19 protein-coding genes are annotated in these 20,048 nt (G+C 65.3%); 10 read left to right on the forward strand and 9 right to left on the reverse strand.

Features of this window, described 5'->3' with window-relative positions; translation table 11 throughout:
- On the forward strand, positions 1 to 587 hold a 587-nt coding region (locus ACEQXV_RS00195), incomplete at its 5' end, for an SMC-Scp complex subunit ScpB (RefSeq protein ID WP_370267303.1).
- Positions 588 to 642: 55 nt separating this feature from the next.
- Here the strand turns inward: ACEQXV_RS00195 and ACEQXV_RS00200 are convergent.
- A complete protein-coding gene (locus ACEQXV_RS00200; RefSeq protein ID WP_370267304.1) occupies positions 643 to 2,187 on the reverse strand; it encodes a Fic family protein in 1,545 nt (514 codons plus the stop codon).
- Positions 2,188 to 2,591: 404 nt separating this feature from the next.
- Between ACEQXV_RS00200 and ACEQXV_RS00205 the strand changes: the two genes are divergently transcribed.
- Positions 2,592 to 3,611 carry a TRAP transporter substrate-binding protein gene (locus ACEQXV_RS00205; RefSeq protein ID WP_370267305.1) on the forward strand — a complete coding sequence of 340 codons (1,020 nt, stop codon included), beginning with the start codon at positions 2,592 to 2,594 and terminating at the stop codon, positions 3,609 to 3,611.
- A gap of 158 nt (positions 3,612 to 3,769) precedes the next feature.
- On the forward strand, positions 3,770 to 4,240 hold the full coding sequence (locus ACEQXV_RS00210; RefSeq protein ID WP_370267306.1) for a MarR family winged helix-turn-helix transcriptional regulator: 471 nt from the start codon (positions 3,770 to 3,772) through the stop codon (positions 4,238 to 4,240).
- Here the strand turns inward: ACEQXV_RS00210 and rraA are convergent.
- The 3 genes from rraA to ACEQXV_RS00225 are packed head-to-tail and all read right to left on the reverse strand — an operon-like array spanning position 4,237 to position 7,504.
- The gene (gene rraA, locus ACEQXV_RS00215) at positions 4,237 to 4,776 is read right to left on the reverse strand and encodes a ribonuclease E activity regulator RraA (protein WP_370267308.1); all 540 of its coding nucleotides are present in this window, start codon (positions 4,774 to 4,776) and stop codon (positions 4,237 to 4,239) included. The genes ACEQXV_RS00210 and rraA overlap by 4 nt on opposite strands.
- Complete coding sequence (locus ACEQXV_RS00220) at positions 4,766 to 6,430, reverse strand: FAD-dependent monooxygenase (RefSeq protein ID WP_370267309.1); 1,665 nt, start codon at positions 6,428 to 6,430, stop codon at positions 4,766 to 4,768. The genes rraA and ACEQXV_RS00220 overlap by 11 nt, the downstream gene beginning before the upstream one ends.
- Positions 6,431 to 6,433: 3 nt before the next feature.
- Positions 6,434 to 7,504, reverse strand: a complete 1,071-nt coding sequence (locus ACEQXV_RS00225; RefSeq protein ID WP_370267310.1) for a cupin domain-containing protein — start codon at positions 7,502 to 7,504, stop codon at positions 6,434 to 6,436.
- Between the two features lie 200 nt (positions 7,505 to 7,704).
- On the opposite strand from ACEQXV_RS00225, the gene ACEQXV_RS00230 reads away from it, so the two are divergent.
- Positions 7,705 to 8,577: a 3-keto-5-aminohexanoate cleavage protein gene (locus ACEQXV_RS00230; protein WP_370267312.1), complete on the forward strand. Its 873-nt coding sequence runs from the start codon at positions 7,705 to 7,707 to the stop codon at positions 8,575 to 8,577.
- Between the two features lie 75 nt (positions 8,578 to 8,652).
- On the opposite strand, the gene ACEQXV_RS00235 is transcribed toward ACEQXV_RS00230, so the two are convergent.
- The 3 genes from ACEQXV_RS00235 to ACEQXV_RS00245 all read right to left on the reverse strand — a co-directional run bounded on the left by ACEQXV_RS00235 (position 8,653) and on the right by ACEQXV_RS00245 (position 11,416).
- Positions 8,653 to 9,951 (reverse strand): TRAP transporter large permease, encoded by a 1,299-nt coding sequence (locus ACEQXV_RS00235; protein ID WP_370267313.1) that lies wholly within the window; start codon positions 9,949 to 9,951, stop codon positions 8,653 to 8,655.
- Positions 9,951 to 10,493 (reverse strand): TRAP transporter small permease, encoded by a 543-nt coding sequence (locus ACEQXV_RS00240; RefSeq protein ID WP_370267314.1) that lies wholly within the window; start codon positions 10,491 to 10,493, stop codon positions 9,951 to 9,953. Before ACEQXV_RS00240 ends, ACEQXV_RS00235 begins: the two co-directional genes overlap by 1 nt.
- Positions 10,494 to 10,609: 116 nt before the next feature.
- Positions 10,610 to 11,416, reverse strand: a complete 807-nt coding sequence (locus ACEQXV_RS00245) for a helix-turn-helix domain-containing protein (protein ID WP_370267315.1) — start codon at positions 11,414 to 11,416, stop codon at positions 10,610 to 10,612.
- 377 nt (positions 11,417 to 11,793) lie between these two features.
- Here ACEQXV_RS00245 and ACEQXV_RS00250 point away from each other — a divergent pair, with 377 nt between their 5' ends.
- The 6 genes from ACEQXV_RS00250 to ACEQXV_RS00275 all read left to right on the forward strand — a co-directional run bounded on the left by ACEQXV_RS00250 (position 11,794) and on the right by ACEQXV_RS00275 (position 18,044).
- Positions 11,794 to 12,774, forward strand: coding sequence for a VOC family protein (locus ACEQXV_RS00250; RefSeq protein ID WP_370267318.1), 981 nt, complete (start codon positions 11,794 to 11,796; stop codon positions 12,772 to 12,774).
- Between the two features lie 42 nt (positions 12,775 to 12,816).
- On the forward strand, positions 12,817 to 13,662 hold the full coding sequence (locus tag ACEQXV_RS00255; protein WP_370267319.1) for a fumarylacetoacetate hydrolase family protein: 846 nt from the start codon (positions 12,817 to 12,819) through the stop codon (positions 13,660 to 13,662).
- 25 nt (positions 13,663 to 13,687) lie between these two features.
- The gene (locus ACEQXV_RS00260) at positions 13,688 to 15,409 is read left to right on the forward strand and encodes an FAD-dependent monooxygenase (protein ID WP_370267320.1); all 1,722 of its coding nucleotides are present in this window, start codon (positions 13,688 to 13,690) and stop codon (positions 15,407 to 15,409) included.
- Positions 15,396 to 16,391 carry an NAD(P)H-quinone oxidoreductase gene (locus ACEQXV_RS00265; protein WP_370267321.1) on the forward strand — a complete coding sequence of 332 codons (996 nt, stop codon included), beginning with the start codon at positions 15,396 to 15,398 and terminating at the stop codon, positions 16,389 to 16,391. The genes ACEQXV_RS00260 and ACEQXV_RS00265 overlap by 14 nt, the downstream gene beginning before the upstream one ends.
- A gap of 11 nt (positions 16,392 to 16,402) precedes the next feature.
- Complete coding sequence (locus tag ACEQXV_RS00270) at positions 16,403 to 17,044, forward strand: glutathione S-transferase family protein (protein ID WP_370267323.1); 642 nt, start codon at positions 16,403 to 16,405, stop codon at positions 17,042 to 17,044.
- 70 nt (positions 17,045 to 17,114) lie between these two features.
- On the forward strand, positions 17,115 to 18,044 hold the full coding sequence (locus ACEQXV_RS00275) for a LysR substrate-binding domain-containing protein (protein WP_370267324.1): 930 nt from the start codon (positions 17,115 to 17,117) through the stop codon (positions 18,042 to 18,044).
- Here the strand turns inward: ACEQXV_RS00275 and ACEQXV_RS00280 are convergent, their stop codons facing one another.
- Both ACEQXV_RS00280 and ACEQXV_RS00285 read right to left on the reverse strand, forming a co-directional pair.
- Positions 18,045 to 18,917, reverse strand: a complete 873-nt coding sequence (locus tag ACEQXV_RS00280; protein WP_370267326.1) for an alpha/beta hydrolase fold domain-containing protein — start codon at positions 18,915 to 18,917, stop codon at positions 18,045 to 18,047.
- 50 nt (positions 18,918 to 18,967) lie between these two features.
- Positions 18,968 to 20,041 carry a hypothetical protein gene (locus tag ACEQXV_RS00285; protein ID WP_370267328.1) on the reverse strand — a complete coding sequence of 358 codons (1,074 nt, stop codon included), beginning with the start codon at positions 20,039 to 20,041 and terminating at the stop codon, positions 18,968 to 18,970.
- Between the last annotated feature and the right edge of the window lie 7 nt (positions 20,042 to 20,048).

Below are 20,048 nucleotides of genomic sequence, written 5' to 3' on the forward strand. Positions count from 1 at the left end.
ATCTTGACCGCGAACTGGCCGATCTGCCCTCGGGGCTGCGCTGGCGGGACTGGATGTGCCGGATCGAGGCGGTGCTGTTTGCCAGCGCCTCGCCGGTCCCGCGCGAGGGTCTCGCGCGCGTGGTGGGCACAAAGGTTTCGGTCGACCTGCTGATCGAGGATCTGGCCGCGGACCTGGAGGGCCGCCCCTATGAAATCGCCCAGGTCGGCGCCGGATGGATGCTGCGCACCAGGCCCGCCTATGCCCCGGCGATCCGTGTCGCCGCGGATGTGGAGGGGCAGGTTCTGAACCTGTCGGAAACCGATCTGGCCGTGTTGGCGGCGATTGCCCTTCACCAGCCGATCAGCCGGGACGGTTTGAAGGACATTTTTGGCAAAGAGATCAGCCGTGACCTGATCGGCAGGCTGGCCGAGCGTGGCCTGATCGGCACCGGTCCCCGCGAACCCCGCCGCGGCGCGCCCTACACCTTTGTCACCACCGAGACCTTCCTGGCCGCTTTCGGGATGCAATCCCTGCGCGACCTCCCGGATTCCGAACAGCTTGAAGACGCCGGCTTGTCAGGGTTCTCGGAATCCCCTGACGTGTGAGAGGCACTTTGGCTCATGGCGGGATCGGTTTGCGCGGAGGATGCGTTACCGTGCCTCAGAACCCGTCCCGCAACTCCGCATAGATGGCTTCGATTTGGTCGGCCTCCGCGTCGGTGAGCGCGGCGAACTCCTTTGCTCGGGCGCGTCCGGAAAGCCTGCCATCGTTCTGGTGCAGGAAACGAAACAGCAGGTCGAGCACGCGGTCGGGCATGTCGATCAGGTCCGAGACGCGGGATTTGAACCCGTCATAGGCACACAGGAAACGGGTCTCTGCTGGCATGTCATGGTCGATGCTCTGGGCCACGCAGGCGAAGAGGAATTCGGCATGGGGCGTGGCATCGAAGAAGCGGTAGAAATCGCCGGTGTCGTTCAGCACCTCGACATTTCCGCGATCGGTTGGGCGCCAGCTGCCATGGGGCAGCAGCCGACGCGAATAGCTCTTGAGCACCTGTCGGTAGGCCTCGATCCGTTCGAGGATCACCGCCGACACCGGGAAGACCAGCCCGGGCGGATTGAAGCTGCGTGCAGCAAGAACGTGGTGGATCAGGTAGCGATGGAGGCGCCCGTTGCCGTCCTCGAACGGGTGGATATAGACAAAGCCGAACGCGAGGATCGCGGCCGCCAGGACGGGTTCAAGCTGCGGCGCGATATCACGGTCGAACGCTTCGAGCCCTGCTATCAGCGCAGGCAGGTCTTCATGCCGCGCGCTGACGTGATCGGGCAGGGGGGTGCCGGTAACACGGTCATGTTCGCCAATGAAGCCGCCTTCCCGACGCAGGCCAAGGCGGACGAAACGGGCATCGCCGATGACGATGCGTTGCAGGCGTTCGAGTTCTGCCCGGTCGATCGGACGTCGTCCGGCTTCGCCGATGATCTGGCCCCAGCGGCGGATACGATCTTGGGATGGGTTCTCGCCTTCGATCTGGAAACTCGACCGGGAATCCATGAGCAGCAGGAAGGCCGCCGTGCGCGCGAGCAGATCGGCGGGCACCTCCGCCAGCACCGCGCGGGCCTCGGCTGCCAGATCGCGGGCGATGAAGGCTTCGATTGCCGGAGTGCGGAAAATCATCGGGCAGAAATCCGGGGTGCCGGGCAGGTTGTTGCGGACCCGGTGGCGCGGCGAGGGGGCGCCGTCTGCGTCCCATTGGAGCTTGGCATCGACCACGGGCGCGTAATTTCCGCGCGTGGCGTCGGGCAGATCCAAGGTTTCGCCGAGGAGCCATTCGTAAAGGAACCAGATCCTGCGCGCATAGCTGCCCGTCGGGGCAGCCTCGACAATGGCCTGGATCGGCTCCGGCCCGGTTGCCTTGAACAGCCGCTTGAGCACTGCCAGATCCAGCCCCTCGTAGCGCAGCGCGAAGGTCAGATGACCGGTGAGGCTCGCCTCGGGCGCGTGGCGGGGCGTGTACAGGCGCCAGCTGTCGGCCTCGTAGACCTTGTGACGCGGGCCGATGGCGCAGAGCGTGCGGGGCAGGGGGACGGCGAGCGCGTAGGCATCGATCAGCGCGGCATAGCCTGCGGGGATCGCCTGCTCGGGAAGCCGTTGATCGTGAAAGACAGTTACGGGGCCTGAAAATGACTTCCCTTGCGTGCTCTCCAAGAAAATCAGTTCCTTGCCATGATTATTGATAATCAGACGCAGGATTTCATGAGCAACGAATATAATAAACCGAAAATCGTGAAAAAGATTTCCGTAATGCTGTTATAGCATGGCCAGAGCACCGGTCATGCCGCGTCGGTGCTTGTCGGAATCGGTTATCCTTGCCCCGCTGCTTGTCTTGGGTGCGGCAGTTTCAGTCGCCTTCCTGCAAGACGGAGCGAGCCGCGCGGGACACGGACGCTTCGCACCGTCGAACCGTCCGCGCCGCCTGCGCGGATTATCGGCAGATGAACAGCCGCGAGACGCGGGTTGAGAAGCGGTCCACCCACCATACGCTGTCCGGCAACCCGAAACGCCGGGAGCTTGGGCGGCGGGGAAGACATGGATGGGAGGAGGACACTATCATGACATTTGGACTGGCGAAGACGATGCTGGGACTCGGTACGGCGATGGGAATTGCCGTGGGCGCAACGGCGGCCCTGGCGCAGCAGGAACTGCGCTTTACCACCAGCGTTCCGGCAAATTCGTTCATCTACACCGATATCCTCGAGGTCTGGGCGCAGCGCGTGACCGAGGATTCCCAAGGAACGCTCACCATCCGGCTGTTCCCGGCGGGCACGCTTGGTCGCGACGCCTCGGGGCATCTCGACATGGTCCGGAACGGTATTGTCGATCTGGCCTATTTCATTCCCGGCTATACCCCCGGCGCGATGACCGAGGCGACGATCGTCGAGCTGCCCAACATGGTGCCCAATGCGCTGGTGGGGTCGGTTGCCGCGGCGCGCATGATCGACGAAGGGATGTGGACCGGGCAGGGCATGGAGGACGTGAAGATCCTCGGGATGTTCTCGACCGCGCCCGCGCTTCTGACCACGCGCGAGCCGGTGGCATCGCTCGAGGATGTCGCGAACATGAACCTGCGCGGGGCGGGGCCCACGCTGCTGGCTTCGATCGAGGCAATCGGCGCGACCCCGGTAGGCGGGCTGACCGCGCCGCAGATTGCCGAAGCGATGTCGCGCGGGCTTGTGGACGGCACGATCAACGAATGGGTGGCGCTGACGATCTTCGGTATCGCCGAGACGGCGCACAACCATCTGAACGTGAACATGGGCTCTTCCGCGATCATGGTGGCGATCAACCGGGGGACCTATGACGCGCTGCCGCCCGAAGCGCAGGCCGCCATCGACCGCCATTCCGGCGAAGCCTTCGCCCGCCTCTGGGGCGAGGAATTCGACGCGCGGATCGCCGCGTTCCGGTCCGCCGCCGAGCAGGATCCGGACCGGAATTTCACCACCCTGTCCGAGGCCGAGCAGGCACGGTGGGACGAGCGGCTGCAGACGGTGATCGACGGCTGGATCGAGGCCACGCCGAACGGTCAGGCGCTGTATGACGCCTATACCGCCGCCGTGGCCGAGGTCCAGTAACCCTCAGCTGCCGGCCCGTCGCGGGCCGGCAAGACCTTTCCCGGGGCCGGCCGTGCAATCCACGAAGCCGGTCCCGTTGCGTCTATGGCAATTGCACCTTTCCGCCGTGCACCATATCGTCAGCATACTTTCCATTGAGCGGCACCAAGGGTACATCCGTGAGAGCGAAGGACATCTACGTGCAGCCCGGCTACCTGTTTCGCCGCATGCACCAGCTTTCGACCGCGGCGTTCGGCGTGCTCAAGGCCAACGAGCCGATCACGCCCGTGCAATTCGCCGCGCTGCTGACGATCCGCGACAATCCCGGCACCGACGCCACCCGCGTTGCCAGCGCCATTCGTTTCGACCGGACGACCATCGGTCACGTCCTGGGCCGGTTGGAGGCGAAGGGCCTCATCATCCGCACCGAAGGCAGCCTCGACAAGCGAACCAAGCAGTTGCGGATCACTGCCAAAGGGTCCGAGTTGCTCGACAATGCAGGGCCTCGCGTGGGCGAGGTCGCCGATGTCCTGCTGGCCCCCTTGAGCAACGCCGAGCGGGCCGAGCTGATGCGGCTTTTGCGGATCCTCGACGATGCCGCGACCCAGCGCGAGGAAGCCGGCACGAAAACCGATACGGACGGCGCCTAGCGGTCCCCCTGGCAGACCGGGGCGGGGGCCGCGCCGGCCGGGTCGATGCGCTGCTTGCTGGCCATGACGGCGTCTTCGTCGGCATAGACCCAGTCCCCCGCCGCGATCACCAGCGTGCCAAGCGCGACGGGAACCCCAGCCTTCCCCTCGGTCGGCGTCCAACCGCGTCTTGCCGTTGTGCCGAGCGCGCGGACACCGATCGCCATCCCGCTGATCGCCGCGCTGTCGCGGATGGCGCCAAGGATCACCACCCCGGCCCAGCCATTCCTGATGGCGATCGACGCGATACGGTCGCCCATCACGCCCACGCGCAGCGATGCCCCTGCATCGACGACGAGAACCTGCCCTTCGCCCGGCTCCGAAAGCGCCGTCAGGACTGGCCCATGGTCTTCATGGGTCCGCAGGGTCGTGGCCCTGCCCCAGAAACTGCGCCGCAGACCGAAGGCGCGAAACTGGATCTCGGAGACGGCGAAGGATTGCGGATGCGTGTCGTAGAGCTCGGCGGTGCAGACCGAAAGCGCGGCGTCATCCGGCATGGGTGCGCTCCTGTCCTGCGGCGGTCAGGGTGGCGCGGGGCAGCGCCCGGCCCGTAACGATGTGCCAGATCGCATGGGGGTTCTGGGGCAGCGCGTTGCCCCGCCAGCACACATGGCCATCCGGGCGCACCAGCACCAATGCGGTCTCGTAGGTCTCGCGCGCGGCGTCCTCTGTCAGCCGGATGTCGTGCACCGGAATTCCCAGCTCACGCCCCGCGCGCAGGAAGGCAGTGGGGTCAATGCCAATTCCACAGACAACCAGCGTGAAGCCCTGGCCGAACGCATCCAGGATCGACCCGCCCTCGGCCAGCGCAACATGCGGTGCGCGGGCCCCGGGGCGCGTGGTCGGGATATACACCATGTGATCGTCCGGCCCCTCAAGGCTGCCATCCGGGACAATGATGGGCGAATCCCGGTAGCGATAGCCAAGCTGGATCCCCGGCGTGACGAATTCGCGCAGGCGCAGGGCGAAGAGCCTCTCGTGCAGCGCCGCGCGCGCCGCGTTGCCTGCCGGTCCATCCTCGTCCAGAATCGGGTCGGGGGTGATCATGTGGTCCAGAACGCGGTTATTGGCGGCTTCGTTGGTGTTGCGGATGGCGATCGGGCGGCGCTCGGTCTCGTAGGTGTCGAGCAGAGCCTCCGGCGCCCAGCCGTCGAGAACCGCCGCGATCTTCCAGCCAAGGTCCACCGCGTCGCCGATGCCGGTATTGGCGCCGAAGCCGCCCTTGGGCCAGCGCAGATGCGCGGCATCGCCCACCAGAAACACATTGCCCAGCCGGTAATGGTCCGCCACCACGCGATGCCCCGACCATGGCTGCGCCTGCAACACGTCGAAGGGCAGGGCGTCACCGATCACCGCGCGCACGACCTCGGCAGGGATCTTGTCCTCGATCGTTTGCGCATAGATCGACAGGCGCCATTCGTCGCGCCCGTCGACCGATGTCAGGTAGCCCCGCGTTTCGTCGGCCAGCGTATGGACCTGCGCCATCGGCCGACCGAACATCCCCTTCAGCACCGCACCCAGGCCGGGGCAGCGGAAATACACCGCGAAATTGTACCCTTCGCCGAAGCTGCCGACATAGCGCAGGCCCAGGGCCTTTCTCACGCTGCTGCGGCCCCCGTCGCAGGCGGCGAGCCACCGTGTCCGCAGCACCTGCCTTGCGCCGTCTTCGGTTTCGATCTCGCACCGGATCGGGCCGTCCTCGTGCTGATGAAAGGACACCAGTCGCGTCCGATAGCGCAGATCTCCACCCCGGGATTCGGCGAAGTGTCTGAGCGCCGGATCGAAGGCCTTCTTGGGATAGAAGAAGCCGCCTTCAGGCGAATGCGGATCGCTCTGCGGTGCTGCCGCGTTCGAGACACCGGGAAACAGCGCCAGAACCTTGCCGCCAAGCCGAGTGCAGAAACCCATGTCTCTTGGTGCGTCGGGCGGGAAGGCGTCCCCGTGGCGCAGATCGTCGGCAAGGCCCCAGCGGCGCAGATGCTCCATCGTGCGCGAGAAGAAATTCTCGCCCGCCGGAAAGGTCACGGTGCCGTCGCCCTGTTCCAGAAGGACATAGTCGACGCCGCGATAGCTCAGCTCGTTGGCCAGCGACAGGCCGACGGGGCCGCCGCCGACAATCACCACGCTGGTGTCGGTTCGGGTCGATACCATGTGTCAGCCCTCCTGCACGGCTTCGCGGAAAAAGCCGAAGGCTTTCAGGATCGGACGGTCGCTGTAGGAAAACAACACCGCTTCGCCGCCGCGGCTCCAGTGTTCGTGTTCGGCCCACGAGGGAATGACGAAGGTGTCGCCTTCCTCCCACAGGTATTCGGTACCGCCGATGAGCGAGCCGCCGCCCCCTTCGGCGACGTGGTAGATGGTCGACGAGGTGTGGCGATGCGTGCGGGTGTGCTCGTCCTTGCGCAGCAGCTGCAGCCAGGCCGAGATCGTCGGCAGCGGCGACTTGCCGTTCAGCGGGTTGACGTATTCCAGGATGATCCCGTCATAGGGACTGCCCGGCTCGTGCCGCAGCGCGTGAAGGCTGTCGCGGCTGGTTTCCCAGCGGTAGTTCAACAGGGGCGAAATGTCGGGGCGCGCGGGCTCTTCCCAGGTCGGGCGCAGGCCGCGCCCCCAGCGGTGCAAGCTGTCCTCGGCACGCCGCGTCACGGGCTGGGTGTGAAGACCGCCTTCCTGGTAATCCTCGAAGAAGTTCGCGTCCAGCAGGTTCACGAAGGGCAGATCCAGCCCGTCGAGCCATGCCATGGGCTGATCCGACTCGTTGCCGTGATCGTGCCATTTCCAGGCGGGCGTGGTGACGTAGTCGCCCTTGCGCATGATGGTCCGTTCGCCTTCGACGGCGGTATAGGCGCCTTCGCCTTCGATGATGAACCGATGGGCATTGGGCGTGTGGCGATGGCTCTCGGCGGTTTCGCCCGGCATCAGGAACTGGATACCGCCAAAGATCATTCCAACCGTGCGGGCGCTTTTGCGGTCGAAGGCAGGGTTGATCAGCATCAGCACGCGCCGCTCGGCTTCCTGCGGCGAAATCAGGTCCCCGCCGCGCAGCATCATCGGCTTGATGTCCCGCCAGCGCCAGATATGTGGCACCCCTTCGACCCGAGGCTCGGTCTGCGCGGCGGTCGACAGGTTGAGCCAGAGCGGGATGATGCTCATGCGCTGCAGCTCGGCGTGGAAGGCGTCACGCTGCGCCTGAAGGTCGTTGGGCAGGGGGGAGCGGCTGGTCATCTTGTGTCCTCGTTCTGACAGGCGAGCTGGAATATAGGCAGTGTGCTGTCAAATAAGTGGCTGTCAAAGCGCGGTGTTTTCGACGTTCGGCACGCGGACGACCGCACCCCGACAGACGCGTCCGTGCCGTGGACGCCGGGCGGTCCCGGATTGTCGGTGGCGGAGCGGGGTGACAGGCTCCGTCGACCGATGGAGGAGCCATGACCACGAAACGCTTGCTGACCTGCGCCGTTCTGGGAAATTTCACCACCCGCGCGCATAATCCGGCTTTGCCGATTACCCCCGCCGAAATCGCTGACGACTGCCTTGCTGCCGCCGAGGAAGGGGCGTCGATCGTGCATATCCATGTCCGCGATCCGCAGACCGAACTGCCCTCTATGGAGACCGCGCTCTATGCCGAGGTCGTGGACAGGATCCGTGCGCAGCGGCGCGACCTGGTGATCAACCTCACGACCGGGAATGGCGGGCGGTATCATCCCAGCGACGATGATCCGGCAAAGCCCGGTCCCCGCACCAATCTGCTGCCCGCCGAAGCGCGGGTTCGGCATATCCAGGCGATCAGGCCGGATATCGCTACGCTTGATCTGAACACCATGGTGTTCGGGGGCGAGGTGGTGATCAACGCGCCGGAATCCGTGCGCCGCATGGGCCGGATGATCCTTGAGGCGGGGGTGCGGCCAGAGATCGAGCTGTTCGATTCCGGCGATATCGCGCTTCTGAAAGCCTTGCAGAAAGAAGGCGCCTTGCCCCAGGCGCCGCTTTGTTCGGTTGTCATGGGGGTGCCGTTCGGCTTTCAGCCGGGTCCCGAGACGGTCCTTTACGCCCGTGGCCTGCTGCCTGCGGGGGCGCTCTGGACGGCCTTCGGCACCGGTCGGTCGGCCTTTCCCATGGTGGCGCAGTCTGTGCTGGCCGGCGGTCACGCGCGGATCGGGTTGGAAGACGCGGTCAAGATCGACGCCGACACGTTGGCCCCGTCCAACGCGGCGATGGTGCAGAAGGCGCGGCGCATGATGGAGGATCTGGGCCATCCGCCCGCCACGCCCACCGAGGCCCGGGCGATGCTGGATCTCTGACCGCAACGCGGATCGTGGAAACGGAAACGCCGGCCTCTGGCCGGCGTTTCTGCGTGTCGTCCATGGCGCCGGGGATCACAGGATCCCGGGAAGCCAGAGCGTGACCTGCGGGAACACCGTCAGGATCAGGATGCGCAGGCAATCCGCCAGGAAAAACGCCAAGATGCCGCGGTAGATCGCCGAAAGCGGGATATCCGCGCGCATCGCGTTCAGCAGCATGACATTGATGCCGATGGGAGGGGTCAGCATGCCCACGCCGATCAGCGCCACATTCAGGATGCCCCACCAGATCGGATCATAGCCCATCGACAGGATGATCGGCAGCACGAAGGGCAGCGTTACCACCATCGCCGCGACCTCGTCGAAGAACGCGCCGAGGAACAGGTAGATCAGGATCAGAAGCAGGATCACGCCGTAATTGGGCAGACCCAGCGCCTCGATGCTGCCGATGATCAGTTCGCTGACGCCGGACAGGCTGACGAAATAGGAGAAGATCATCGCGCCGAAGACGATGACATAGATCATCACCGTCGCCACGCTGGCATCCGACAGCACCTCGACGAAGCTGTCGCGGTTCAGCTTGCCGCGGAACAGGGCGAAGAGAAAGGCAAAGACGACGCCGATCGCCGCTGCTTCGTTGACCGTGAAGATCCCCGAATAGATCCCGCCCAGCACGATGACCGCCAGAAGCATCGCGCCCCATGACCGGCCGATGGCCCGGAGGCGGTCGCGGACCGGCAGTTTCGCGGTGCCGGGCATATTGGCCGGGTTGCGCCAGGCGAGAAACCAGATCGCGCCGAGATACAGCACCACCGACAGCAGCGCCGGGATGAAGGCGGCCGAGAACATGGTCAGCACCGATTCCTCGGTCAGGACGGCGTAAAGCACCATGATGGACGACGGCGGGACGATGATGCCCAGCGTCCCGCCAGCGGCGACGACGCCGGCGGAACTGCCGCCCGAATAGCCGCGCGACAGCATTTCTGGCAGCGCGACCCGTCCGAAGGTGGCGGTGGTGGCCACCGCAGACCCGCAGACCGAGCCGAAACCCGCGCTGGCCACGATGGTGGTGGCCGCAAGCCCGCCGGGCCGGTGTCCGACCAGCGCTTCGGCGGTGGCGAAGATGTCCTTGGCCAGCCCGCCCGCGGCGGCAAGGCTGCCCATCAGCATGAAGAGCGGGATCACCGCCAGGTCGAGGCTGGCCATGGTCGAGGCGGGCTCGGTAGCCAACAGGGTCAGGGCAGCATTCCAGCCCGCCATCGAGGCAAAGCCGACGGTTCCGACTACGCCCATGGCGACGCCGATGGGGACATGCAGGGCGATCAGCGCGAACATGGCGCAGAAACCGATCAGGGCAACGATTGCAGGGTCCATCAGAGGCTCTCTTCGCGGGTCGGATTGCGGGGCCCTGCAGAGCGGGCGCCGCGGAACACGGCGGGCAGGGCCAGCAGGTCGCGCAGCACGTTCAGCGCCTGGACCAGAACGGCGACGGACAGGAACAGCGCGGCGGCGCTCCACCATGGCCAGACGGGCCAGGCCAGGACCCAGGTCCGGCGTCCGCTCAGATACATGCCCTGCGCATAGGGGACGAATTTCCACGCCATGACGGCGAAGAAGGCCAGAACGACAAGTCCGGCAAAGATCGTCAGAAGCTGATTGACCCGCGGCCCCGCCACCGCGCCCAGCACCTCGACCGATATGTTGCGTCGCTGAGCAAGGTTGGCGGGAACGCAGCTGGCGATGACGACCGCCATGACAACCGAGCTGACATCGTTGACGCCGTGGATCGGGGCCGAGAAGGCGGAACGCAAAAGCGCGTCCAGGCTGGTCATGACGGCCAGCAACAGCAGGCCGGCAAATCCGACCAGCGCCAGCCATCGGGTCGCGCGGCGGACAAATTCGTCGAATGCGTGCAAAAGGCTCTCCTCCCTTAGCCCAGCGGTGCAATGTCGCCATCAGGTCATAACAGCGGGGTCAGGCAGGCCCCGGGAAACCTGCCGACCGTTCATCTGGCGGACATGAAAAGCGGCTGTCAGCCCGTGGCGCGCAATCGCGCGATCTCGCCCCGGCTGACATTGCCGACCAGGTCGCGGCTGATCAGCGCGGCCGTTTCCAGCAGGTCCTTGCGATACAATTCGACCGCGCGCGAGAATTTCAGCGAGCTGGTGGACCAGATCAGCGTGATGCAGGCGAAGACCCGGTCCTCGTACCAGATCGGCGCCGAGATGCTGCCGGTTTCCGGGGTGAAATCGGCCATGCGGAACCCGACCCCCATCTCGCGGCTGCGTTTCACGATCATGTCCAGACTGCCATCCGCCATCAGGAAGGGCGGTTCGGCATCGGTCACCTCGGCCAGGAGCTTCAGCAGGGCGGCACGCTGGTCATCGGGCGTGAAGGCCAGCCACGCGCGTCCGGCCGCCGTGGTCAGCACGGGCAATTGCTTGCCGACCATGCCGTGATTGACGGAATAAGGGCTGATCTGGTGCGTCGATTCCCGCACTTCCATGTGGTAGTTCCGCAGCGTGACCAGATCGAGCGGCCAGAGCACCCGGCGGCCCATGTCGATCATGTGCGGCAGTGCGATGTCGCATACCCAGTCTTCGTCCCGGAAGCCGCTGCTCAGCGATTTGACGTGCAGCGTCGGTCGCCAGCAATTCGAGAAGTGGTCGCGGCTGACCAGCCCCAGCTCGGCCAGCGTTTCCAGAAGGCGATAGACCGACGGCCGGGGAATGCCGGTTTCATCCGCGATTTCCGTCGGTTTGGCGCCGTTCAGGCGGTTGACCGCCTGCAGGATCGCGATGCCGCGTTGAAGCGACCGGATCGTTGACAGCGATGACATGGCGCGCCCTCCCAAGCTGGCCTGACGGGTCGTCTCAGTATGTGCCGTGCCGGACACTGCGTAAAGAAAAATTATGCAGTAAGCTGTCAAAATAGCAGCGCCCCGGAACGGAGGGAAAGGAAGAAAGGGATATAAGAAACCGAAATGAAAGCGATTTTACTGCTAGCAGATCGTCCTGAAGAGCCTTCTGAATAGTTCAGACTGTCCGCTATGTGGACATCTGCAAGGTTTCTCAGGCACCCGCTGCGCTTGCATGGCAGCGTGATGGTGCAAGGGACCGGCGGTGCCGCCGTGACGGTTGGCGCGGGCTTCCTTGAAAACGCCGGCGGTTCCACAACTGCGGAACCGGACCGGCAGAGCAGTTTGAGGGGGATCGCATGGCCATAACGTCGCTGGGCTATATCGGAATCAATTCGTCCAGGCGGCCCGAATGGGAAGGCTTCGCAACCGACCTTCTGGGGATGCAGAAGGTGGATCAGGGCGGCCGGATGAGCCTCTTCCGGATGGATGACCGCAAGCAGCGGCTCATCATCACCGGCGAAGGCGAAGAGAACCTCGCCTTCATGGGCTGGGAAGTGGACTCGTCCGCGGTGCTCGATGCGCTGGCCGGGAAGCTGGACAAGGCGGGGGTCCGCGTGACCGAGCATTCCGCCGCGCGTGCCGATGAGCGGCATGTCGCACGGTTGATTTCCTTCGCCGATCCCGATGGCAACCGGATCGAAGCCTTCTGCGGGGCCGAGATCGCGTCAGACCCGTTCCTCTCGGGCCGCCCGATCTCGGGGTTCAAGACCGGCTCGCTGGGAATGGGTCATGTGGTCATGCATGTCGCGAAGGTCGACGGACTGCTGCATTTCTACCGCGATCTTCTGGGCTTCAGCGTGACGGATTACGGCCTGACGCCGTATCCGCTGTATTTCTTCCACGTCAACGGCCGGCATCACAGCTTTGCCATGGTGGGATCCGGTCGCAAGGGCATCCACCATTTCATGGTCGAATTGTTGTCGCTCGACGATGTGGGGCAGGGCTATGACATCGCCCAGCAGCGCAGCGAGGGCATCGCCTATTCGCTGGGTCGTCATTCGAACGACCACATGATGAGTTTCTACACCAACACGCCGTCGAATTTCTTCGTCGAATACGGCTGGGGCGCGCAGATCATCGATCCTGCGACCTGGGAGGCGTTCGAAACGAAGGAAGGCCCGTCGACCTGGGGCCATGAGCGGCTACACCTGCCCGAAAACGACGCCGTACGTCTGAAGATGCGCGAGATGCGCCACCAGACGGCCCGCGACGGTTTTCGCGCGCCGGACCCGACGCCGAACTGCGCCTGGCTCGACGCCGTCGTGCGGGCGGAATGACCGCTCGTTCGTGACTCAAAGACCCACTTAAGGATCAATCTCTTGCGTATTGTCTCTCATCTGCTGCCTGATGGCACGCCTTCCTATGGCCGCGTCGACGGCTCCCGCCTGATCGATGCGGGCCCTGGCTTGCGCGCCCGGTATCCCGACCTTCGCGCGCTCCTCGCGGCCGTGGCCACCGATGCCCTGCTCGAGGCCGACGGGCCTGCAACCGATCTTGCCGATGTCACCTTCCTTCCACCGGTGCCGAACCCCGAGAAGATCATCTGCATCGGCCTGAACTACATGGGCCACATCAAGGAAACCGGGCGCGACAAGCCGGCCTATCCGTCGATCTTCACCCGCTACCCGCAAACCTTCGTCGGGCATCGTCAGCCGGTCATCCGCCCGAAAGTGTCTGACAAGTTCGACTACGAGGGCGAGCTGGCGGTCATCATCGGCACCGGGGCGCGCGCGATCCCTGAGGCCAGCGCCATGGACCACGTGGCCGGTTATACCTGCCTCAATGACGGGTCGATCCGGGATTTCCAGCGCCACACGACCCAGTTCTGGGGCGGCAAGAATTTCGACCAGAGCGGTTCGGCCGGGCCCTGGATGGTGACGGCGGACGAGCTGGGTGATCCGACTGCCCCGCAGATGGAAACGCGGCTGAACGGCGCGGTGATGCAATCGACCTCGGTGGGCGACCTTGCCTTCTCGATCCCCCAGCTTATCGCCTATGTCTCGACCATCACCGCGCTGGCCCCCGGCGACGTGATCGCCACCGGCACGCCCAGCGGCGTCGGCCTGTTCCGCGACCCGCCGCTTTTCATGAAGCCCGGCGATGTCGTCGAGGTCGAAATCTCGGGGATCGGCGTCCTGTCGAATCCTGTCGCCGACGAAACCTGACACCCCAGATCAGCCCGGAGTTCCCATGCCCAAAGCGTTCACCGATGTCGCGATCATCGGCGGCGGCCCCGTCGGGCTGGCCGCCGCCAACCTGCTCGGTCATCTCGGAATCGACTGCACCCTGTTCGAGCGCAATGCCTCGACCTCGTTTCACCCGCGCGGGCATGTGGTCAACACCCGCACGATGGAGATCCTGCGCGGGATCGGTCTGGAAGAGGCGGTCAATGCCGTCTCTCTTCCCGTCGACCGCCACGCAGGCATCGGTTTCTACACCTCGCTGTCAGGCGACGAGATCGGGGTCATCGAAACCCGCCGCGATCCGGAATGGAGCCGCGTGGAACAAAGCCAGAGCCCGGCGCTGAAACGCTCTTGCCCGCAAGACCGGTTCGAGCCGGTGCTGCGCGAACACACGGCTGCCCATGCCTCGGTTTCGGTCCATTTCGGCCGCGGGATCAACCGGCTGGTGCAGGATGCCGACGGCGTCTCGCTGGAATGGAGCGCGGAAGACGGCGCCTCGGGCACGACCCGTGCGCGCTACATCATCGCGGCGGACGGCCCGCGCAGCGAGGCGCGCGAGGCCGTGGGCATCGCCATGGAAGGGCGGTCCATCGGTCAGCAGATCGGCATCTATTTCCATGCCGATCTCTGGCCGCTGGTAAAGGACCGGCCCTATCTGTTGTTCTGGATTTACAACGCGCGGACTTCGGGGGTGCTCATCTCGCTCGATGGGCGCAACCGCTGGACCTATAATTTCGGCTATCGCGATGACGAAAGCCGGGACGATTTCACACCTGAGCGTTGCCTTGACCTGCTGCACGCGGTGATCGGGTCCGAGGATTATCCGATCGAGATCAAGAACATCATGCCGTGGCGGATGCAGGCAAGGATCGCGGATTCGATGCAGGCGGGGCGGGTTTTTCTGGCCGGGGACGCGGCGCATCCGCTGCCGCCCACGGGCGGGCAGGGCATGAATACCGGCATCGCCGATGTGCACAACCTGTGCTGGAAGCTGGCGATGGTGCTGCGCGGCGTGGCGCCGGAATCGCTGCTTGAAACCTACACCACCGAACGGCGCCCGGTCGCGCATTTCAACGTCGAACAGAGCGCCCGGAACGCGCAGGCGATGCAACGCAAGGGCCTGTCTGGGATGCTGGCCAATGACAGCGCGCTGCTTGCCAATCTGGAAGGTCCCGCCGGGGCCGAGAATCGCGCGCGGCTGGCCGAGGGTATTCCCGAACAACGGGCGCATTTCGACTATGCCGGGCAGACCTTCGGCTATTTCTACGACTCGCCGCTGATCACCGGGGACGGTACCCCGGCACCCGCCTTCGAAGTGGTGACCTACACGCCCTGCGCCCGCCCGGGTCATCGCGCGCCGCATCTGCCGGTGCGCTATCAAGGCCGCGCGCAATCGCTTATCGACCTGTTCGCGCTTGATCGTTTCACGCTGCTCACCGGGCCCGACGGCGAAGGCTGGCGCACGGCGCTGGCCGGTGCGGCGGACCTGCCCGATGTTACCGCGCTGACCCTTGGCCGCGAGGTCGAGGCCGATGCAACGGCGTGGTGTTCGCTTTATGGCGTGGCGCCGGACGGCGCCGTTCTGGTCCGGCCGGACGGGCATGTCGCCTGGCGTTCGGTCAATGCAGGCCCGGCGGCGGATCTGATCGCGGCGCTTCGCCGGGCTGCGGGGCTGGGCCCCGACCCTGTTCAAGACAAGATCGGAGGGATGATCCATGCCGCTTCCTGAGACGCAGACTGCCATCGTCATATCGGCTGCCGGAGGCCCCGAAGTGCTGATCCCGAAGACGGTGCCCGTGCCGCAGCCCGGCGAGGGCCAGGTCCTGATCCGCGTGGCGGCGGCCGGGATCAACCGGCACGATGTCCACCAGCGCGAAGCCGGGCGGCACAGCGACGGCCTGGACATTCCGGGCCTTGAAGTCAGCGGCACAATCGTCGCGCTGGGTCCGAACGTCGACGATCTCGCCATCGGTTCGCGTGTCGTCGCGTTGGTTCAGGGCGGGGGCTATGCCGAATACGCAATCGCCAATGCTCCGCTGGTCTTGCCGGCACCCGACGGTCTGTCCGAGATCGAGGCCGCCGGTATCCCCGAGGCCGCCTTTACCAGCTGGTGGAATTTCTTCGGCCTGATGTCGCTGGAGAAATCCGGCTTCGCGCTGATCCATGGCGGGACCAGCGGGGTCGGTCATATCGCCTTGCAGGGGCTCTCGGCGCTTGGCTATCGCATCCTCGCCACCTGCGGCAGCGAGGAAAAATGCGACGCCGCACGCGGTTTCGGGGCGCTGGCGGCATTTCGCTATGACGATCCCGATCTGGCCGCGAAGGTCATGCAGGCCACCGGGGACAAGGGAATCTCGACACTGGTCGACGTGTCAGCCGGGGCGCATCTGGCGCAGGATCTGGCCATGATGGCGCCCGATGGCTGCATCGCGCATCTGTCGGGCGGCGGCGGTGCCGATCTGAAGCTGCCGCTGCGGACGATCATGGCGAAACGGATCCGCGTCACCGGATCGCTTCTGCGCCCGCTTCCGCTGTCAGAAAAAACGAAGGTGGCGGCGCGCCTGCGCGCGGATCTGTGGCCCTTGCTGGGTACCAGGGTGCGCCCGGCCATCGCGCAGACCTTCGCGCTGCAGGACGCCGCCGACGCCCATCGGGCGATGGAACAGAATGCGCATATCGGGAAAATCATGCTTGCCGTTGGGCAGCGCTGAAGGGAAAGCCGATGAAACTTTACTATTCGCCCGGTGCCTGCTCGCTGGGGATCCATTTTCTGCTCGAAGAAACCGGACTTCCCTACGAGGCGGTGCCGGTGGTCATCAAGCAGCAGGAAAACCTGACCCCGGCCTATGCCGCGATCAACCCGAAGCAGAAAGTGCCGGTGTTGCAGCGTGATGACGGCTCGTATCTGACCGAGTTCGGCGCGATCTGTCACTGGCTGTCGCATGGTCCGGCGGCGGATCTGCTGGCGCCCGGGACGCTCGAGGCCGAGGTGCGGACGATCGAAATCCTGGATTACATCGTCGGCACGATCCACATGCAGGGATTCTCGCGCATCCTGCGACCGCAGAAATTCTCACCCAGCGAGTCGGATCTCGACTGGGTTCGCGAACAGGGCCGCGACATCGTGACCAAGGGTTTCAGCCAGCTCTCGCGGCAGCTCGGAGCCAAGCCCTTCCTGACAGGAGACAGGCTGGGCATTGCCGATGCCGCCGCCCTCTATGTGCTTTTCTGGGGGATCGAGAGACTGAACATGCCGGTCAGCGAGAGCCTCGACGCCTACTTCGCCCGGCTGAGCGCGCGCCCGGCGGCGAAAACGGTCTTTCAGGCCGAAGGGCTGCCCTTGCGCGCGCTGCGCAGCGCCTGACCCGCTGGCGCGCGATACCGGCGCATAAATCTTCTCGTGCAAAGGGACGGCGGCGGGTATCTAGGCGGGGATGAAACACGATCTTCTCGCCCGGTATCCGCTTCTGTCCCTGCGCCATCTCGAAGCGGCGGTGCGTCTTGAATCCTTCGACAAGGCGGCGGCGGAACTCAAGGTGACGCCAAGCGCGGTCAGCCAGCAGATCAAGCGGCTGGAAGCGAGCCTCGGCCAGAACCTTTTCGAGCGTTCGGCCAATCGGGTGATGCCAAACGAACGCGGCAAGGAGTTGGGACAAATCCTGTCGGAGGCTTTCGAGCGCATCGATTCCGGCCTGCGGCGCGCGATGTCCGAGACAGGGAAACCGTCGGTCAAGATACGCCTGTTCCAGACCCTGGCGAACCGGTTGCTGGTGCCCCGGCTTGGAAAGTTCACGCGCCAGTTTCCCGAGATCGCGGTCGAGTTCGAAACGGGTTTCGAGTCGTTCGATTTCGGGCGGACCGATCTCGACCTCGCGCTGTCGGCCGACGTGCCGTCCGGGCGCAACCTGCGGTCCGAGCTGGTGCTGGTGCCTCGGCTCTGCGCGGTCTGCGCGCCCGACCTTGCCGAGCGGCTGAAAACCTTCGACGACCTGACCCGGTTTCCGATGATCGCCTCGCGCAACCGGATGCACGACTGGTCACGCTGGCTGGAAGCGGCCGGGCAGCCGAAAATGGATCAGCGCCCGCTTCTGGTCTTCTCCAACTCGACCCTGGTCTACGAAACGGCGCTGTCGGGCGCGGGGGTCGCGATCGCCCAGCTCGAGCTGGTGCTGGGCGACCTGGAAAGCGGGCGGCTGGTGAAACCGTTCCCCCAGACGATCGAGTCCGATACCCCGCTTTACCTGTTCGAGCCCGATATCGGTTCGCGCAGGCCCGCGGTGCGCCGTTTTCGCAAGTGGCTTCTGGACGAAATTGCGGACCTCATTCGGCGCACGGATGCCCATATTCAGACAACGACGCGCTGATTAGCCGGGAACGCGCGTCATTTCCTTGATGAAGTCGACGATCCGGTCGGAAATGGGGGGCGTGCGGAACCGCTCGTCACCGTGACCCGCGCCGGGAACCGGATCGAACCGGACCACGACCCCGGCTTGCGCCAGCGCCGCCGCGAAATCCGCCGATTGCCGCCAGGGAAGGACATGGTCGGCCATGCCATGCAGCACGTAGAAAGGCGGCGCGTCGGCCCGGATCTTGTGCATCGGGCTCATCGCTTCAAGAGTATCCATATGATCCTTCGGAAGACCGCCCGTCATCATCCCGAGCGGCGACTCCTCTCCGGTATGATCGACCTCGATGCTGTCCTGATTGGCGATCAGCGCCGGCATGTCATAGGCCCCGTAAACCGCGACGACCGCGCGGGGCGACAGGGACTCGACCGGGTCGAAGGCCGGAACATCGCGCGCGAGGACCGTCAGCGCCGCCAGATGCGCCCCTGCCGACGTGCCGCTCAGGACCATCCGCTCAGGGTCGATGCCGTATTCCGCCGCGTGGTCCAGCAAGTGGCGGAGGCCTGCGTTCACGTCCTGGACCTGGGCCGGGAACTGCGCGTGCTGGGCCAGCCGATAGCCGATGCTGACAACGGCGAAACCGTGATCGAGCGCGAACATGACGCGCACCGCCCGTTTGTCCCGCCGCATCCAGGCGCCGGGATGCATGAAGACCACGACCGGCAGAGGTTTCGTCGCGCCGCGCGGCAGATACACGTCATAGCTCTGCCGCTCATGCGGCCCGAACGAGACGTCGCGGATCACGTCGACATGGTCAGGGACAGTCGGTTCGGGGATCGGCGTGCCGGTATGCTGGCGGCGCGTGGTCCCGGGTTGGGGGGAGGTCGTCATGGCGGTCCTGTCGTTGGGCTGTCCCCGGCGAGGCCGGGGACAGGGTCTTGTCAGCGCGAGATCTCGAAGTTCAGGCGCGTGCGGAACCAGTCCTGCAGCCAGGCATAGGCTTCATCCGACATCGTGGTTTCGGTGTCGAATACCGCCTGGGCGTCGCTGCCGGTGAACAGCGGATAGACACCGAGCGAGGCCTCGTTGGCGGCCCGGAAGTCGGTTTCGTTCACGACATGCGAGAAAGCCGCGGCGTAGGCATCGATCACCTCCTGCGAGGCGCCGGCCGGCAGCGCGACGGTCTTGCCGGACACGACGGCGGCGCGGGTCAGGGCCTGGTAAGCTTCGGCGGCGGGACCCGACAGCGGGGCGCCGTGGACCTGCTCGTAGAGCTCGTTGAAGGTGGGCAGGTCGGGGTAATGCGGATCGCGCGCGATGCTGCCGTCGGGCATGATGACGCCGCTGGTCATCAGCGGGATGGCGGTACCGGCATCGACCAGCGGCTGCACCGAGGCGTTGAAGGACACCGTCGTCTGGTGATCGACCGTGAACTCGCCCCGCTCGAACCCGATGCGGCCGCCGCCGCGCTCCAGCCCCCAGATCGCCTGCACGTCAAGGCCCAGCAGATCCAGCTGCATGACCGTCAGCACGTCGGCGCTGTCCTGGCGTCCGCCGCCGAAGCGCAGCTGCGTATCGCCGATCCCGGCGATATCGCCCGGCCCGGTCGCGCCCGTCTCGGGCGACACGTAGATCACCGGCCCCAGCGGCGCGACAAAGACGGGGATGAAATCGTCCAGCGTGAACTGGATCTGCGGATTGCCCAGAACGTTGGCGATAAAGATCGACGACGACAGCGAGATCAGGGCCGAGCCGTCATTTTCCGCGCTCTGCACGAAGCGGTTCGTGGCAGGCAGACCGCCGCCGCCCGGCTCGTTGCGGATCAGGATCGTCGGCTGGCCGGGAAGGGCCTCTTGCAGATAGGGCTGCAGCGCACGGATCAGCGTGTCGCTTCCACCGCCCTCGCCGAACGGAACCGTCACGTTGATCCGCGACAGGTCCAGGTCCTGCGCGGTGGCAGGCATCGCCAGGCAGAGCGCGGCGGCTCCGGAAATGAACAGGCTCTTCAGGGTCATGCGTGTC

The organism is Nioella sp., from assembly GCF_964229645.1.
GTDB lineage: Bacteria > Pseudomonadota > Alphaproteobacteria > Rhodobacterales > Rhodobacteraceae > Nioella.